Annotated in this window: 17 protein-coding genes; 15 read left to right on the plus strand and 2 right to left on the minus strand. The window is 51.7% G+C overall.

The window, feature by feature from the left end:
• Positions 1–152: 152 nt before the first annotated feature.
• The 15 genes from hflK to OGX99_RS01655 all read left to right on the plus strand — a co-directional run bounded on the left by hflK (position 153) and on the right by OGX99_RS01655 (position 14,950).
• Positions 153–1,406 carry an FtsH protease activity modulator HflK gene (gene hflK, locus OGX99_RS01585; RefSeq protein WP_151217345.1) on the plus strand — a complete coding sequence of 418 codons (1,254 nt, stop codon included), beginning with the start codon at positions 153–155 and terminating at the stop codon, positions 1,404–1,406.
• Positions 1,407–1,408: 2 nt separating this feature from the next.
• Entirely contained in the window at positions 1,409–2,413 is a 1,005-nt protein-coding gene (hflC, locus tag OGX99_RS01590; RefSeq protein ID WP_151217347.1) for a protease modulator HflC, read from the plus strand.
• A gap of 82 nt (positions 2,414–2,495) precedes the next feature.
• Entirely contained in the window at positions 2,496–2,693 is a 198-nt protein-coding gene (locus OGX99_RS01595) for a DUF2065 domain-containing protein (RefSeq protein WP_006686310.1), read from the plus strand.
• A 102-nt stretch (positions 2,694–2,795) separates the two neighbouring features.
• Entirely contained in the window at positions 2,796–4,094 is a 1,299-nt protein-coding gene (gene purA / locus OGX99_RS01600; protein WP_003025606.1) for an adenylosuccinate synthase, read from the plus strand.
• 216 nt (positions 4,095–4,310) lie between these two features.
• Positions 4,311–4,736 (plus strand): nitric oxide-sensing transcriptional repressor NsrR, encoded by a 426-nt coding sequence (gene nsrR / locus OGX99_RS01605; RefSeq protein WP_005134424.1) that lies wholly within the window; start codon positions 4,311–4,313, stop codon positions 4,734–4,736.
• Between the two features lie 38 nt (positions 4,737–4,774).
• Positions 4,775–7,237, plus strand: coding sequence for a ribonuclease R (rnr, locus tag OGX99_RS01610; RefSeq protein ID WP_210904351.1), 2,463 nt, complete (start codon positions 4,775–4,777; stop codon positions 7,235–7,237).
• A 70-nt stretch (positions 7,238–7,307) separates the two neighbouring features.
• Positions 7,308–8,039, plus strand: coding sequence for a 23S rRNA (guanosine(2251)-2'-O)-methyltransferase RlmB (gene rlmB, locus OGX99_RS01615; RefSeq protein WP_003830482.1), 732 nt, complete (start codon positions 7,308–7,310; stop codon positions 8,037–8,039).
• Positions 8,040–8,162: 123 nt separating this feature from the next.
• Complete coding sequence (locus OGX99_RS01620; RefSeq protein ID WP_151217349.1) at positions 8,163–8,567, plus strand: YjfI family protein; 405 nt, start codon at positions 8,163–8,165, stop codon at positions 8,565–8,567.
• A gap of 15 nt (positions 8,568–8,582) precedes the next feature.
• Positions 8,583–9,281, plus strand: a complete 699-nt coding sequence (locus OGX99_RS01625; RefSeq protein ID WP_286542393.1) for a PspA/IM30 family protein — start codon at positions 8,583–8,585, stop codon at positions 9,279–9,281.
• Positions 9,281–10,348 carry a potassium channel family protein gene (locus OGX99_RS01630; protein WP_151217351.1) on the plus strand — a complete coding sequence of 356 codons (1,068 nt, stop codon included), beginning with the start codon at positions 9,281–9,283 and terminating at the stop codon, positions 10,346–10,348. The genes OGX99_RS01625 and OGX99_RS01630 overlap by 1 nt, the downstream gene beginning before the upstream one ends.
• The gene (locus tag OGX99_RS01635; RefSeq protein ID WP_210904352.1) at positions 10,324–11,007 is read left to right on the plus strand and encodes a YjfK family protein; all 684 of its coding nucleotides are present in this window, start codon (positions 10,324–10,326) and stop codon (positions 11,005–11,007) included. The genes OGX99_RS01630 and OGX99_RS01635 overlap by 25 nt, the downstream gene beginning before the upstream one ends.
• A 17-nt stretch (positions 11,008–11,024) precedes the next feature.
• The gene (locus OGX99_RS01640; RefSeq protein WP_006686318.1) at positions 11,025–11,423 is read left to right on the plus strand and encodes a DUF350 domain-containing protein; all 399 of its coding nucleotides are present in this window, start codon (positions 11,025–11,027) and stop codon (positions 11,421–11,423) included.
• A 9-nt stretch (positions 11,424–11,432) separates the two neighbouring features.
• Entirely contained in the window at positions 11,433–12,074 is a 642-nt protein-coding gene (locus OGX99_RS01645; protein WP_187259217.1) for a DUF1190 domain-containing protein, read from the plus strand.
• Positions 12,075–12,076: 2 nt separating this feature from the next.
• The gene (locus OGX99_RS01650; protein WP_151217354.1) at positions 12,077–13,243 is read left to right on the plus strand and encodes a glutathionylspermidine synthase family protein; all 1,167 of its coding nucleotides are present in this window, start codon (positions 12,077–12,079) and stop codon (positions 13,241–13,243) included.
• A gap of 84 nt (positions 13,244–13,327) precedes the next feature.
• Positions 13,328–14,950, plus strand: coding sequence for an isovaleryl-CoA dehydrogenase (locus tag OGX99_RS01655; RefSeq protein ID WP_151224461.1), 1,623 nt, complete (start codon positions 13,328–13,330; stop codon positions 14,948–14,950).
• Between the two features lie 85 nt (positions 14,951–15,035).
• Here OGX99_RS01655 and yjfN read toward each other — a convergent pair whose 3' ends face one another.
• A complete protein-coding gene (yjfN, locus tag OGX99_RS01660; RefSeq protein WP_151217356.1) occupies positions 15,036–15,311 on the minus strand; it encodes a DUF1471 family protease activator YjfN in 276 nt (91 codons plus the stop codon).
• Between the two features lie 147 nt (positions 15,312–15,458).
• Complete coding sequence (gene bsmA / locus OGX99_RS01665) at positions 15,459–15,788, minus strand: biofilm peroxide resistance protein BsmA (protein WP_286542396.1); 330 nt, start codon at positions 15,786–15,788, stop codon at positions 15,459–15,461.
• Between the last annotated feature and the right edge of the window lie 12 nt (positions 15,789–15,800).

The raw sequence follows: 15,800 nt of genomic DNA on the forward strand, positions 1-15,800 counted from the left end.
ACCTTGTGGATTTTGTGCGGCAGGAAGGCGGCAAGTCCTGAAATCTCCAGCAGCATAGTCAACTATGTGACTGGAGTTGAGGGACGTAGCCAACGCATCGGCAGCGCAAAAGACGCAGGTATAGCATCGCATAACAAATATGGAGCACAAAAATGGCGTGGAATCAGCCCGGTAATAACGGACAAGACCGCGACCCGTGGGGAAGCAGCAAACCTGGCGGCAACTCTGAGGGAAATGGAAACAAAGGTGGTCGCGATCAGGGACCTCCCGATCTGGATGATATCTTCCGCAAACTGAGCAAAAAGCTCGGTGGTCTGGGTGGCGGTAAAGGTACTGGTTCTGGCGGCGGTAGTTCATCGCAAGGCCCGCGTCCTCAATTGGGCGGTCGGGTCTTTGCTATCGCAGCGGCAGCTATCGTCATTATCTGGGCGGCCAGCGGTTTCTACACCATTAAAGAAGCGGAACGCGGCGTGGTGACACGCTTCGGTAAATTCAGCCATTTGGTTGAGCCGGGTCTGAACTGGAAACCGACCTTTATCGATGAAGTGACCCCGGTTAACGTTGAAGCCGTGCGTGAACTTGCCGCATCCGGCGTCATGCTGACCTCTGACGAAAACGTCGTACGCGTTGAAATGAACGTGCAGTATCGTGTGACCGATCCGCAGCGTTACCTGTTTAGCGTAACCAGCGCGGATGACAGCCTGCGTCAGGCAACCGACAGCGCCCTGCGTGGTGTTATCGGTAAATACACTATGGACCGTATCCTGACTGAAGGCCGTACCGTTATTCGTAGCGATACCCAGCGTGAACTGGAAGAAACGATCCGCCCGTACAACATGGGTATCACCTTGCTGGACGTCAACTTCCAGGCAGCACGTCCGCCGGAAGAAGTAAAAGCCGCGTTTGACGATGCTATCGCAGCACGTGAAAACGAACAGCAGTACATTCGTGAAGCAGAAGCGTACACCAACGAAGTGCAGCCGCGTGCAAACGGTCAGGCGCAGCGTATTCTGGAAGAAGCGCGGGCTTACAAAACGCAAACCATCCTGGAAGCACAGGGTGAAGTGGCTCGTTTCGCAAAAATTCTGCCGGAATATAAAGCCGCGCCGCAAATTACCCGCGAGCGTCTGTATATCGAGACCATGGAAAAAGTGTTGAGCAATACCCGCAAAGTCCTGGTTAACGATAAAGGCAGCAATCTGATGGTTCTACCGCTGGATCAAATGCTGAAGGGCGGCAGTGCGCCGGCAGCAAAGACTGACAGCAGTTCAAACCTGCTGCGTCTGCCGCCAGCAGCGACTTCCAGTACTGGAGCAAGCAATACTTCGTCCACCAGTCAGGGCGATATTATGGACCAACGCCGCGCGAATGCGCAGCGTAACGACTACCAGCGTCAGGGGGAATAACGATGCGTAAGTCAGTTATTGCGATTATCATCATCGTTCTGGTAGTTCTGTTCATGTCTGTCTTTGTGGTCAAAGAAGGCGAGCGCGGTATTACTCTGCGCTTTGGTAAAGTACTGCGTGACGATGAAAACAAGCCGCTGGTTGTTGCACCAGGCCTGCACTTCAAGATTCCGTTTATTGAATCAGTGAAGATGCTGGATGCGCGTATTCAGACCATGGACAACCAGGCCGATCGCTTTGTCACCAAAGAGAAGAAAGACCTGATCGTTGACTCCTACATTAAGTGGCGTATCAGTGACTTTAGCCGTTACTACCTGGCAACGGGCGGTGGCGATGTTTCTCAGGCAGAAGTCCTGCTGAAACGTAAGTTCTCTGACCGTCTGCGTTCTGAAATTGGTCGTCTGGACGTGAAAGACATCGTTACCGACTCCCGCGGTCGTCTGACCCTGGAAGTGCGTGACGCGCTGAACTCCGGTTCTGCTGGCACGGAAGATGAAGTCGCGACGCCGGCGGCGGACAGCGCAATTGCCGAAGCGGCTGAGCGTGTTCAGGCTGAAACGAAAGGTAAAGTACCGGTCATCAACCCGAACAGTATGGCGGCATTGGGGATTGAAGTGGTTGACGTGCGTATTAAGCAAATCAACCTGCCTGCTGAAGTGTCCGAGGCTATCTACAACCGTATGCGCGCTGAGCGTGAAGCGGTAGCGCGTCGCCATCGTTCACAAGGTCAGGAAGAAGCGGAAAAACTGCGCGCGACGGCAGACTATGAAGTCACCAAAACGCTGGCAGAATCTGAGCGCCAGGGCCGCATAATGCGCGGTGAGGGCGATGCAGAAGCCGCTAAATTGTTTGCCGATGCGTTCAGCCAGGATCCTGACTTCTACGCCTTCATCCGTAGCCTGCGTGCGTACGAGAAGAGCTTCGAAGGTAATCAGGACGTGATGGTCATGAGCCCGGACAGCGATTTCTTCCGCTACATGAAGACGCCGAATACCGCGACACGCTAATAGCGTTCCAGCGGTTTAAAAACCAGCAAAACCACCGGCATCCCCAGGATGCGGTGGTTTTCTTTTTATAAAAGGACGATGGATGAATTCAACAATTTTGCTGGCGCTCGCACTGGTTCTGGTGCTGGAAGGCCTGGGACCGATGCTTTATCCCGGCGCGTGGAAGAAAATGATCTCCGCAATGGCGCAGCTTCCTGAAAATACTTTACGTCGTTTTGGTGGAGGTCTTGTGGTTGCGGGCGTTGTGGTCTACTACATGTTGAGGAAAACGATTGGCTGATCAATTAGTAGCCTATTTTGCGGATTTTCGCATGCAAAAAGTGCTGTATATCTGAAAAAGCGGTGGTAGAATCCATTTTTAAGCAAACGGTGATTTTGAAAAATGGGTAACAACGTCGTCGTACTGGGCACCCAATGGGGTGACGAAGGTAAAGGGAAGATCGTCGATCTTCTGACTGAACGGGCTAAATATGTTGTGCGCTACCAGGGTGGTCACAACGCAGGCCATACTCTCGTAATCAACGGTGAAAAAACCGTCCTCCATCTTATTCCATCAGGTATTCTTCGCGAGAATGTCATCAGCATCATCGGTAACGGTGTTGTGCTGTCTCCGTCCGCGCTGATGAAAGAAATGAAAGGACTGGAAGATCGTGGTATCCCGGTTCGCGAGCGCCTGCTGTTGTCTGAAGCTTGTCCGCTGATCCTTGATTATCATGTGGCGTTAGATAACGCTCGTGAGAAAGCGCGTGGCGAGAAAGCGATCGGTACTACCGGTCGTGGTATCGGTCCTGCTTATGAAGACAAAGTGGCACGTCGCGGTCTGCGCGTTGGCGATCTGTTTGATAAAGCAACCTTCGCTGAAAAACTGAAAGAAGTGATGGAATATCACAACTTCCAGCTGGTGAATTTCTATAAAGTTGAAGCGGTTGACTACCAGAAAGTGCTGGATGATGTGATGGCGATTGCCGACATCCTGACCTCGATGGTTGTTGATGTTTCCGATCTGCTGGACCAGGCGCGTAAGCGTGGCGATTTCGTCATGTTCGAAGGCGCGCAGGGTACGCTGCTGGATATCGACCACGGTACCTATCCGTACGTAACGTCTTCTAACACTACCGCAGGTGGTGTGGCGACCGGCTCCGGCCTGGGTCCACGTTATGTGGATTACGTTCTGGGTATCATCAAAGCTTACTCTACACGTGTCGGTGCGGGTCCGTTCCCGACTGAGCTGTTTGATGACGTTGGTGAGTTCCTGTGCAAACAAGGTAACGAGTATGGCGCGACCACCGGTCGTCGTCGTCGCACCGGTTGGCTGGACTCCGTTGCTGTACGTCGCGCAGTACAGATTAACTCCCTGTCTGGCTTCTGCCTGACCAAACTGGACGTACTGGACGGTTTGAAAGAGGTGAAAATCTGTGTCGCTTACCGTATGCCAGATGGTCGTGAAGTGACCACGACTCCGCTGGCAGCTGACGACTGGAAAGGTATTGAGCCGATTTACGAAACCATGCCGGGCTGGTCTGAATCCACCTTCGGCGTGAAGGAACGTAGCGGTCTGCCGCAGGCAGCACTGAACTACATCAAGCGTATTGAAGAACTGACCGGTGTGCCGATTGATATTATCTCAACTGGCCCAGACCGTACCGAAACCATGATCCTGCGCGACCCGTTCGACGCATAATTCTGGTTATAGCGTGGCGTCGAATGGCGCTGCGCTTGCACTATCTTAGGCCGGATGGAGCGCTTTGTATTAGAATCCGGCTTAAATTCACGTAAGTTCCTCGCTTTTTTCCTTCCTGAATTGAAATAAATTAGCGACCTGGCTGGTGGCTGGTTTATCATCAATGTAATTAATACCACCAGGTTTATCCGTTTTATCCCTTTTCCTGAGGTTGATGTGCAGTTAACAAGTTTCACCGATTACGGATTACGTGCGCTAATCTACATGGCGTCACTTCCCGAAGGACGTATGACCAGTATTTCTGAGGTGACAGAAGTCTACGGCGTGTCCCGTAATCATATGGTCAAAATAATCAATCAACTTAGCCGGGCGGGCTTTGTTACTGCTATTCGTGGAAAAAATGGCGGTATCCGCTTGGGTAAACCGGCTAAAGCTATTGGTATTGGTGATGTGGTTCGCGAGCTCGAACCTCTATCGTTGGTCAATTGTAGCAGCGAGTTTTGCCATATTACCCCGGCCTGTCGACTCAAACAGGCGCTTTCTAAGGCAGTGCAAAGTTTTCTCACGGAACTGGACAACTACACACTTGCTGATTTGGTTGAAGAAAATCAACCGCTTTATAAATTATTGCTGGTGGAGTGACGAAAATCTTCACCAGAGCTGACAATGGAGGAACCTCAATGTCACAAGATCCTTTCCAGGAACGCGAAGCAGAAAAATACGCGAATCCTATCCCGAGCCGGGAATTTATCCTCGAACATTTAACTAAACGTGAAAAACCGGCCAACCGCGATGAGCTGGCCGCTGAACTCAACATTGAAGGTGAAGAGCAGCAAGAAGCGTTGCGTCGTCGCCTGCGCGCCATGGAGCGTGACGGACAACTGGTCTTCACCCGCCGCCAGTGCTATGCGCTGCCGGAACGTCTTGACCTGCTGAAAGGTACCGTTATTGGCCACCGTGATGGCTACGGCTTTCTGCGCGTTGAAGGCCGTAAAGATGACTTGTACCTGTCCAGCGAGCAGATGAAAACCTGTATTCATGGCGATCAGGTACTGGCACAACCGCTGGGCGCAGATCGTAAAGGTCGTCGCGAAGCGCGTATTGTGCGCGTCCTGGTGCCAAAAACCAGCCAGATTGTCGGTCGCTACTTTACCGACGCAGGCGTTGGGTTTGTTGTCCCTGACGATAGCCGCCTGAGCTTCGATATCCTGATCCCGCCGGAAGAGATTATGGGGGCGCGTATGGGCTTTGTGGTCGTGGTTGAACTGACCCAGCGTCCGACTCGTCGCACCAAAGCGGTGGGTAAAATTGTTGAAGTCCTGGGCGACAACATGGGAACCAGCATGGCCGTAGATATGGCTCTGCGTACTCATGAAATCCCGTATATCTGGCCGCAGGCGGTCGAAAAACAGGTCGCCGGGCTGAAAGAAGAAGTGCCGGAAGAAGCGAAAGTCGGACGTGTCGATCTGCGCTCACTGCCGCTGGTGACTATCGATGGTGAAGATGCGCGTGACTTCGACGATGCGGTTTACTGCGAAAAGAAACGTGGCGGCGGCTGGCGTTTATGGGTGGCGATTGCTGACGTAAGCTATTATGTTCGCCCGCCGACTCCGCTGGACCAGGAAGCCCGCAGCCGTGGCACATCCGTCTACTTCCCGTCGCAGGTTGTTCCGATGCTGCCGGAAGTGCTGTCTAACGGATTGTGTTCTCTCAACCCGCAGGTGGACAGGTTGTGTATGGTCTGCGAAATGACCATTTCGTCGAAAGGCCGTTTAACCGGCTTTAAATTCTACGAAGCGGTCATGAGCTCCCATGCGCGTCTGACCTACACCAAGGTCTGGCATATGCTGCAGGGGGACCAGGAACTGCGTGAGCAGTACGCGCCGTTGGTTAAACACATTGAAGAGTTGCACAACCTCTACAAAGTGCTGGATAAAGCGCGAGAAGAGCGTGGCGGTATCTCGTTTGAAAGTGAAGAAGCGAAGTTTATCTTCAATGCTGAACGCCGTATTGAGCGTATTGAGCAGACACAACGTAATGATGCGCACAAACTGATTGAAGAGTGCATGATCATGGCGAACATCTCCGCGGCGCGATTCGTTGAGAAAGCCAAAGAACCCGCGCTGTTCCGTATTCATGATAAGCCGACGACCGAAGCGATTAACTCGTTCCGTTCCGTACTGGCGGAGTTGGGGCTGGAGCTGCCAGGTGGCAACAAACCGGAGCCACGAGATTACGCGGAGCTGCTGGAGTCGATTGCTGACCGTCCTGACGCTGAAATGCTGCAAACCATGCTGCTGCGTTCGATGAAGCAGGCGATTTACGATCCGGAAAACCGCGGACACTTTGGTCTGGCGCTGCAATCTTATGCGCACTTTACCTCGCCGATCCGTCGTTACCCGGATCTCTCCTTGCACCGGGCGATTAAGTATCTGCTGGCGCAGGAGCAGGGCCATAAGGGCAACACCACGGAAACGGGTGGCTACCATTATTCGATGGAAGAGATGCTGCAACTGGGTCAGCACTGTTCGATGGCCGAGCGCCGCGCTGACGAAGCCACGCGCGATGTCTCTGACTGGTTGAAGTGCGACTTCATGCTGGATCAGGTAGGGAATGTCTTCAAAGGCGTGATCGCCAGCGTCACCGGATTTGGCTTCTTTGTCCGTCTTGATGAGTTGTTTATCGACGGTCTGGTGCATGTCTCCTCCCTGGATAACGACTACTATCGTTTCGACCAGGTTGGGCAGCGCCTGACGGGTGAATCCAGCGGTCAAATGTATCGCCTGGGCGATCGGGTGGAAGTTCGTGTAGAAGCGGTCAATATGGACGAGCGTAAAATCGACTTCAGTTTGATCTCCAGCGAACGTGCACCGCGCAATGAAGGCAAAACCGCGCGCGAAAAAGCGAAAAAAGGTGATGCAGGTAAAAATACCGGTAAACGTCGTCAGATGGGCAAAAAGGTGAATTTCGAGCCGGACAGCGCTTTCCGCGGCGAGAAGAAAGGCAGAGCCAAACCTCAGGCGGATAAGAAAACGGCTGAAAAGAAAGGCGACAAAAAAGCGAAAAAGCCATCGGCAAAAACGCTTAAAATCGCTGCCGCCACCAAAGCTAAACGTGCGTCGAAAAAGAAAGTCGCACAATAACAGCCATAAACAGTAAGTCGGGCAACTTCGCGTTGCCCGCGTTACACATAAAAAATTAACGAGTACATTTATGAGTGAAATGATTTACGGCATCCATGCGGTGCAGGCTCTGCTGGAACGTGCGCCTGAGCGCTTCCAGGACGTCTTTATTCTCAAAGGTCGTGAAGATAAACGCCTGCTGCCGCTGATCCACGCACTGGAAGCACAGGGTGTTGTCATTCAGTTGGCTAACCGCCAGTTCCTGGATGAGAAAAGTGAGGGTGCGGTACATCAGGGCATTATTGCTCGCGTGAAGCCGGGTCGTCAGTACCAGGAGAACGATCTGCCGGATCTGATTGCTACACTCGATCAGCCGTTCTTTTTGATCCTTGATGGCGTCACTGACCCGCATAATCTGGGCGCATGTCTGCGTAGCGCCGATGCTGCTGGCGTGCATGCGGTTATCGTACCGAAGGATCGTTCTGCGCAGCTGAATGCGACGGCGAAAAAAGTGGCCTGCGGCGCGGCAGAAAGCGTACCGCTGATCCGTGTAACTAATCTGGCACGCACCATGCGTATGCTGCAGGAAGAGAATATCTGGATCGTCGGAACCGCAGGTGAAGCCGACCATACTCTCTACCAGAGCAAAATGACCGGGCGTCTGGCGCTGGTGATGGGCGCAGAGGGTGAAGGTATGCGCCGTCTGACCCGTGAACACTGTGACGAACTTATCAGCATCCCGATGGCAGGTAGCGTTTCGTCGCTGAACGTTTCAGTTGCGACGGGCATCTGCCTGTTTGAAGCAGTCCGCCAGCGCGGATAAATTTAATTTTCAGACAAACCATCCAATTTAGGATGGTTTTTTTTTATCTAAAACGGGTATTATAAGCGAGTAAAAATAACATTCATTTTATTTATTCCTAAATAATCAATATATGGAAGATATATAGTGTGGACTCCACAAATGCTCGCTACTGCGCTGCAGAATATCCATGATTTAAATATTAAAACTCATAATGATGAGCAATCCTTAATAGTTAAAATGGATGATTATGGCGATCTGCAGCTTAACGTTTTATTTACTTCCCGCCAGATGATAATTGAAACTATTATTTGTCCGGTGAATGATATTCAACACCATGACGAATTCAATCTCTTTTTGTTACGTCATCAAAAACTGCTGCCGCTGTCCTCTGTGGGAATTTCTCGCGTTCAGCGAGATGAATATTACGTTGCGTTTGGCGCGCTGTCGCTTAATTCATCTCTGGACGATGTTGTCCTTGAAATGAAAACGTTAGCCGATAATGCGCTGGATCTGGCTGAAATCACTGAAGAATACACGCACGAATAACAAGGAACGTTATTAATGGGAATTTTGAAAAGTCTGTTCACCCTCGGCAAGTCAATGATTTCGCAAGCGGAAGAATCAATTGAAGAAGCACAGGGTGTGCGGATGCTGGAGCAGCATATTCGTGACGCGAAAGGTGAACTGGATAAAGCGGGAAAATCACCGGTTGATCTGTTGGCGCGTGTGAAGCTCAGCAACGACAAACTGAAAGATTTGCGCGACCGTAAATCCACGCTGGAAACGCGAGCGATGGAAGCGCTGAGTAAAAACGTTGATCCATCTTTGATAAATGAAGTTGCGGAAGAGATTGCCCGCCTTGAGAATATGATTTCAGCTGAAGAGCAAGTACTTACTAACATTGAGGCGTCGCGCGATGGCATTGAGAAAGCGGTGAACGCAACCTCACAACGGATTGCGCAGTTCGAACAGCAGCTTGAGGTGGTAAAGGCAACAGAAGCGATGCAGCGCGCCCAACAGGCGGTGACTACATCGACAGTGGGCGCGTCTTCCAGCGTGTCTACAGCCGCAGAGTCGCTCAAGCGTTTGCAAACGCGGCAGGCAGAGCGTCAGGCTCGTCTGGATACCGCTGCGCAACTCGAAAAGGTTGCCGATGGGCGTGACCTCGACGAGAAGCTGGCCGAAGCTGGCATTGGGGCGACCAATAAAAGTTCGGCTCAGGATGTCCTGGCACGACTGCAGCGTCAGCAAGGCGAGTAATGCTGTTCACCTGGGTCATCAAAACGTGCCAACGGCACCTTTCAAGACTGACCTGGCCTGCATTACTGGGGTTATTCGCAGGGCAGTATCTGTTTTGTTACCTGGTGCTGAGGTTACTTGGTGAGGCGGTACTGGTTGGTCGTCTGAGCGACTTTATTTATTACTGCTCAGTCGTCGGCTCTACGTTGGGTTTTGGTGACATGAGTCCGCAAACTGCGGCAGGTCGGATTTTTACAGCGATCTGGCAAATTCCTGTCAGCGTTGGTTTATTTGGCGCATTAATGGGAAAGGTTATCGGCCTGGTGCAAGGGATGTTAGCGAAAGGAATGATGGGGATGGGAGATTATCAGCATTTGCGTAACCATATGCTGGTGGTCGGTTGGCGAGGCCACCAGACGGAAAAAATGATATCGCTGTTGCTGTATGACACCCGGCGCGCTTTTGAGCGGGTGCTCCTGTGTGAATCAGATGATATTCAGCATCCTTTATCAGGAAATAACTGGGTTGATTTCATTCGTATCCGTAATTTTAATGACCCGCAAGAGCATGCTCGCATGGGGTTATGCAATTGCCAGAGTGTGATCATATTTGCTCGTACAGATGAACTCACGTTTACCATCGCGCTTTCACTGGTAGATTCCATTCCTGAACAATGCCATGTTGTTGCTTATATGGAAGATGAGCGTTACGCAGGATTGCTGGAAGTTCATTGTCCGCGCATTGAAATTGTGCGCAATCTCTCCGCTGAGCAGCTTTCTCGCTCCATTCAGGACCCAGGGTCTTCGCAGTCGGTCGCATCCATCATGAATCCCATGCTGGGTGATACGGGGTTTGCCGTGCCAATACCTGAAGAGGTGGTTTCAATTCGTTATGGCGACCTCATGCGCTATATGAAGCTTCGTCACGATGCCACGGTTTTGGGGATTAGCAGCTGTAAAAATGGTCGGGGGATGGAATTAAATCCGGTCATTTCGACAGAGGTAAAAGGAGGTATGTGGCTGCATCTGATAGGTAATAGCCGCATTCTGGCGAAAGAGATTGCATGGCTGGAGATAGAGGGAAAATAATGACGAGTTTTTTCCAGCGTTTATTTGGTAAAGCTGCTGCCGATGCGCCAGTACGCGGGCCGTTGGGGTTACATCTGAATGCAGGGTTTACGCTCAATACGCTGGCGTTTCGCCTGCTGGAAGAGTCTTTGCTGATCGAATTACCTGGTGAGGAGTACACCGTCGCCGCGGTTAGCCATATTGATTTGGGAGGAGGAAGCCAGATTTTCCGCTACTACACGTCTGGAGAGGAGTTTCTGCAAATCAATACCACGGGCGGCTCAGATATTGATGATATCGACGATATCAAATTTTTTGTTTATGAAGAAAGTTACGGGATTTCACAGAAAAAACACTGGCAGTCTGCCATTAGCCCGTCCGCAATAGGTACGCCGACGCTGAGCTGGCAGGAAATATGCTGGCAGCGCTTTTTTAACGATGAAGAGCCGGGGAATATTGAACCGGTTTATATGCTGGAGAAAGTGGAAAATCATCAGCATGCCACATGGGATGTACATAATTTTACTATGGGCTACCAGCGGCAGGTTACAGATGATACGTGGGAATACCTGTTGTTAAACGGTGAAGAGTCGTTCAATGAGCAGGGAGAGCCTGAGTGGGTATTTTCGCGGGCGCTGGGTGTAGATATTTCATTAACATCGCTTGATATTATTGGTTAATTTTAGGGATGGTTACAATGCATATACTGGATTCATTACTGGCTTTTTGCGCCTATTTTTTTATTGGTGCAGCCATGGTGATAATTTTTCTTATCATCTATTCAAAGATTACACCGCACAATGAATGGCAGCTGATTAAAAATAATAATACGGCAGCATCGCTGGCCTTTAGCGGTACATTGCTGGGCTACGTTATTCCGTTATCCAGCGCGGCAATAAATGCTGTTAGCATCCCGGATTATTTTTGTTGGGGGGCAATTGCGCTGGTAATTCAACTCATTATCTACGGCGGCGTGCGTTTATACATGCCAGCACTGAGTGAGAAAATTATTAATCACAATACCGCAGCGGGAATGTTTATGGGGACCGCTGCCCTGGCGGGGGGCATTTTTAACGCCGCCTGCATGACATGGTAATGGACGATCATGGCAAGAATACGCAAATCCGGAAACAAAAACAGGACGTCAGGGCATTCCTCCATCACGCGAATCGGACGCCCGGTCGATCCTTTTGCAAAAAAACGCAGCCGCTACAGCGGAAAATATCTGACGTTGGCCATTATGGGCGGAGCGGCATTTTTTATCCTTAAAGGATGCACAGACGACGATAATACCGATAACGACGGTGACGGTACCTTTTACTCCACGGTGAACGAATGCATTGACGGTGGCAATAGCGCCACCGTTTGTGCCGATGGCTGGAACAATGCGAAATCAGAGTTTTACGCTGATCTGCCGAAGCAAATGAGCAAGGAGAGTTGTCAGACGCAGTTTGGTGACTGCTATCTCGATAGCACCGATCAAAGCTGGGTGCCGGTATTCACCGGTTTTTTACTCAGCCGCATTATTCGTAAGGATCGCGACGAGCAGTATGTCTACAGCAGCGGCGGTTCTTCTTATGCTTCACGCCCGGTCTGGCGTACGCCTTCCGGAGATTACAGTTGGCGTTCCGGTAGCGGAAAGAGTGATACCGCAACCAGCCATAGCTATACGACGAAAAAAGTCTCGACAGTTTCACGCGGTGGCTACGGACGTTCGTCCAGCGCACGCGGGCACTGGGGAGGTTAACGATGCTGCGACATGATGTCCCTGTGCGCCCCGCTCTGGACAGGATCGCCTACGATCATGGTTTCGATTTTCATATTATCGATGACGAAATCTACTGGGATGAGAGTCGGGCATACCGCTTTACGCTCAGGCAAGTGGAAGAGCAGATCGAAAAGCCTACCGCAGAATTGCACCAGATGTGTCTGGATGTCGTCGAGCGGGCAGTTAAAGACGAACAGATTATGCAGCAACTGGCGATCCCGCCCCTGTACTGGGATGTGATTGCCGAAAGCTGGCGCGATCGCGATCCTTCGCTGTATGGCCGCATGGATTTTGTCTGGTGCGGGAATAACGCCCCGGTCAAGCTGCTGGAGTACAACGCCGATACGCCAACGTCGCTCTACGAGTCCGCGTATTTCCAGTGGTTATGGCTGGAAGATGCGCGTCGTAGCGGAGTGATCCCGCGCGATGCCGACCAGTACAACGCTATTCAGGAGCGGCTGATCTCTCGTTTTGCTGAGCTTTATAGTCCCGAGCCCTTCTATTTCTGCTGCTGCGAAGATACCGATGAAGATCGGACCACGGTATTGTATTTACAGGATTGCGCGCAGCAGGCTGGGCAAAAGTCACGATTTATTTATGTCGAAGAACTGGGGCTTGGCGTCGGCGGCGTGCTCACGGATCTGGACGATAACGTCGTTCGTCGCGCCTTTAAGCTCTATCCCCTGGAGTGGATGATGCGCGATGAAAATGGTCCCTTACTGCGCCATCGCCGAGAACAGTGGGTTGAGCCGTTGTGGAAGAGTGTGCTCAGCAATAAAGGGCTGATGCCTTTGCTGTGGCGATTTTTTCCCAACCATCCTAATCTGCTTCCCGCCTGGTTTGATGGTGAAACGCCACAAATTGCGGCTGGTAAAAGTTATGTGCGCAAACCGATATTTTCTCGGGAGGGGGGAAACGTCACCATTTTTAATGGTCAGCAGCAGGTCGTTGAACATGCTGAGGGGGACTACGCCGAAGAGCCGATGATCTATCAGGCATTTCAGCCATTACCGCACTTTGGCGACAGCTATACGCTGATCGGCAGTTGGATCGTGGATGATGAAGCCTGTGGTATGGGGATCCGCGAGGACAATACGTTGATCACTAAAGATACTTCTCGTTTCGTCCCTCACTATATTGCGGGCTAACCGCACTTTTGTGATCTCCCTCCGTCGCGAATAATGAGGTTCTGACCATACTTAAGGCGAGGGCCATTGACGGAGGGAGACACAATGCACTGGCAAACGCATACCGTTTTTAACCAACCTGTACCGCTCAATAACAGCAATTTGTACCTGTCGGATGGGGCTCTGTGCGAAGCGGTCAATCGCGAAGGCGCGGCCTGGGACAGCGATCTTCTCGCCAGTATTGGTCAGCAGTTAGGGACTGCCGAGTCGCTCGAATTGGGTCGGTTGGCTAACGCTTATCCACCGGAACTGTTGCGCTACGACCCGCAGGGGCAGCGGTTGGATGATGTGCGTTTTCATCCAGCCTGGCATATGCTGATGCAGGGATTGTGCGCCAACCGCGTACATAATCTGGCCTGGGAAGAAGACGCGAGGCAGGGAACATTTGTTGCCCGGGCGGCCCGCTTCATGCTGCATGCACAGGTGGAAGCGGGTACGTTGTGTCCGGTGACTATGACGTTTGCCGCCACGCCGCTGTTGATCCAAATGTTACCTGCACAATTTCGCGACTGGTTGACGCCGCTGCTAAGCGACCGTTATGACTCGCATTTACTGCCCGGAGGGCAAAAGCGTGGGCTGCTAATCGGCATGGGAATGACCGAAAAGCAGGGTGGTTCAGATGTGCTGAGCAATACCACTCAGGCAGAACGTCTTACAGACGGCGCGTATCGGCTGGTCGGACATAAGTGGTTTTTCTCCGTGCCGCAAAGCGATGCCCATTTGGTGTTGGCTCAGGCAAAGGGCGGTTTATCCTGCTTTTTTGTACCGCGATTTTTACCTGATGGGAGCCGGAATGCGATTCGTTTTGAACGACTCAAAGATAAGTTAGGCAACCGATCCAACGCCAGCTGCGAGGTTGAATTCCACGATGCGATTGGTTGGCTATTGGGTGACGAAGGGGAAGGTATCCGCCATATCCTGAAAATGGGCGGGATGACGCGTTTTGACTGCGCGCTCGGCAGTCACGGCATGATGCGGCGTGCTTTTTCCGTCGCGATTTACCATGCGCATCAGCGACAGGTTTTTGGTAAGGCATTGATTGAACAACCGATGATGCGTCAGGTATTAGGTCGAATGGCGCTCCAGTTAGAAGGACAGACGGCGTTATTGTTCCGACTGGCGCGGGCCTGGGACCGTCGTGCTGATGTCAAAGAAGCGCTGTGGGCCAGGTTGTTTACGCCAGCAGCGAAATTCTCCATTTGCAAGGCCGGTATGCCGTTTGTGGCAGAGGCGATGGAAGTGCTGGGCGGGATTGGCTATTGCGAGGAGAGCGAGCTGCCGCGGCTGTATCGTGAGATGCCGGTAAACAGTATTTGGGAAGGCTCCGGTAACATTATGTGCCTTGATGTATTGCGGGTACTGACAAAACAACCTGGCATCTACGATATGCTCAGCGAAGCTTTTGCGGAGGTAAAGGGGCAAGATCGGCATTACGATCGAATGGTACGTCAGCTACAGCAACGTTTACGTAAACCCAGCGAGGAGTTGGGACGGGAGATTACGCAGCAACTGTTCTTGCTCGGCTGCGGGGCACAGATGTTGCGCTATGCCTCTCCGCCAGTGGCGCAGGCCTGGTGTCAAATGATGCTCGATACGCGGGGCGGACTACGATTGTCTGAACAGGTGCTGAACGATTTGCTCCTGCGGGCAACGGGGGGATTACGGTAATAACTTGCCTGATGGCGACGCGGGCGCGTCTTATCATGCCTACGCTCAGTCCAGGTCAGATAAGTTTACGCCATCCGGCAATCTGTTACGCATAAAGTATGGCCTGTACGCGCCAGTTATCGGGCTGCTGGTCTTCGTACATTTGAATGATCCGATACCATGAGGCACCTTGTTCATCCGCTTTTAACGCGATTACACGTTCTACATCCTGCGGATTCCCAGCAATGTTACTGACAGAGATCAGGCCAATTTCGTTCAGGCCCGTAACGCAGTCAGCACTGGCGAACTCGGCAGACTGCGCCGTAGTACCTACCAGTCCGGCAGAAAGCAGCAGTGAGGATAAGGCAAGTGTTTGTTTCATCGTCAGCTCCATTATTCGTCCCCCTACACACGGCAGGGCATTCCATCGCGATAATAAACCGCAAGCTTCCTGCTGTTGGTTTATTGTGCACAGGTAAACGCATAGGGGCGCAAAGCAATGTAAAGCTGACTAAATTTCAACCCAATGTTATTTACGATACAAAATTGCCTGTGAATACCATTGGCCTGTCACGATGGTTTCATCCACTAATAAAACCACGTAGTAATCAGCTTTAGCCGCGACGGCTTTGGCACGGATCTCTGCCAGCGCATCATCCGGAGAGCCTCTTACCAGCGAGCTAACCGTCCCTATTCGCTGTAACCCATTACTTTGGTCACGGCGAATCTCCTGCGGGTGGTCGGCAACGGGTGGTGCGGGTTGCGGAGTTCCCTGTAGCACGCTACAGGCGCTTAAAAACACCACCAACAATAAAGAGGCAAACTGACGCATAACTCTATCTCGTTTCCTGATATCCATAGTGTAGTGCCT

This window comes from Citrobacter sp. Cu096 (genome assembly GCF_030332285.1).
GTDB lineage: Bacteria > Pseudomonadota > Gammaproteobacteria > Enterobacterales > Enterobacteriaceae > Citrobacter > Citrobacter meridianamericanus.

Bases quoted from the DNA above. Each gene is read 5' to 3' on its own strand.
- hflK (WP_151217345.1), top strand. From the start codon at position 153: ATGGCGTGGAATCAGCCCGGTAATAACGGACAAGACCGCGACCCGTGG.
- hflC (WP_151217347.1), top strand. From the start codon at position 1,409: ATGCGTAAGTCAGTTATTGCGATTATCATCATCGTTCTGGTAGTTCTG.
- OGX99_RS01595 (WP_006686310.1), top strand. From the start codon at position 2,496: ATGAATTCAACAATTTTGCTGGCGCTCGCACTGGTTCTGGTGCTGGAA.
- purA (WP_003025606.1), top strand. From the start codon at position 2,796: ATGGGTAACAACGTCGTCGTACTGGGCACCCAATGGGGTGACGAAGGT.
- rnr (WP_210904351.1), top strand. From the start codon at position 4,775: ATGTCACAAGATCCTTTCCAGGAACGCGAAGCAGAAAAATACGCGAAT.
- rlmB (WP_003830482.1), top strand. From the start codon at position 7,308: ATGAGTGAAATGATTTACGGCATCCATGCGGTGCAGGCTCTGCTGGAA.
- OGX99_RS01625 (WP_286542393.1), top strand. From the start codon at position 8,583: ATGGGAATTTTGAAAAGTCTGTTCACCCTCGGCAAGTCAATGATTTCG.
- OGX99_RS01630 (WP_151217351.1), top strand. From the start codon at position 9,281: ATGCTGTTCACCTGGGTCATCAAAACGTGCCAACGGCACCTTTCAAGA.
- OGX99_RS01635 (WP_210904352.1), top strand. From the start codon at position 10,324: ATGGCTGGAGATAGAGGGAAAATAATGACGAGTTTTTTCCAGCGTTTA.
- OGX99_RS01640 (WP_006686318.1), top strand. From the start codon at position 11,025: ATGCATATACTGGATTCATTACTGGCTTTTTGCGCCTATTTTTTTATT.
- OGX99_RS01645 (WP_187259217.1), top strand. From the start codon at position 11,433: ATGGCAAGAATACGCAAATCCGGAAACAAAAACAGGACGTCAGGGCAT.
- OGX99_RS01650 (WP_151217354.1), top strand. From the start codon at position 12,077: ATGCTGCGACATGATGTCCCTGTGCGCCCCGCTCTGGACAGGATCGCC.
- OGX99_RS01655 (WP_151224461.1), top strand. From the start codon at position 13,328: ATGCACTGGCAAACGCATACCGTTTTTAACCAACCTGTACCGCTCAAT.
- yjfN (WP_151217356.1), bottom strand. From the start codon at position 15,311: ATGAAACAAACACTTGCCTTATCCTCACTGCTGCTTTCTGCCGGACTG.
- bsmA (WP_286542396.1), bottom strand. From the start codon at position 15,788: ATGGATATCAGGAAACGAGATAGAGTTATGCGTCAGTTTGCCTCTTTA.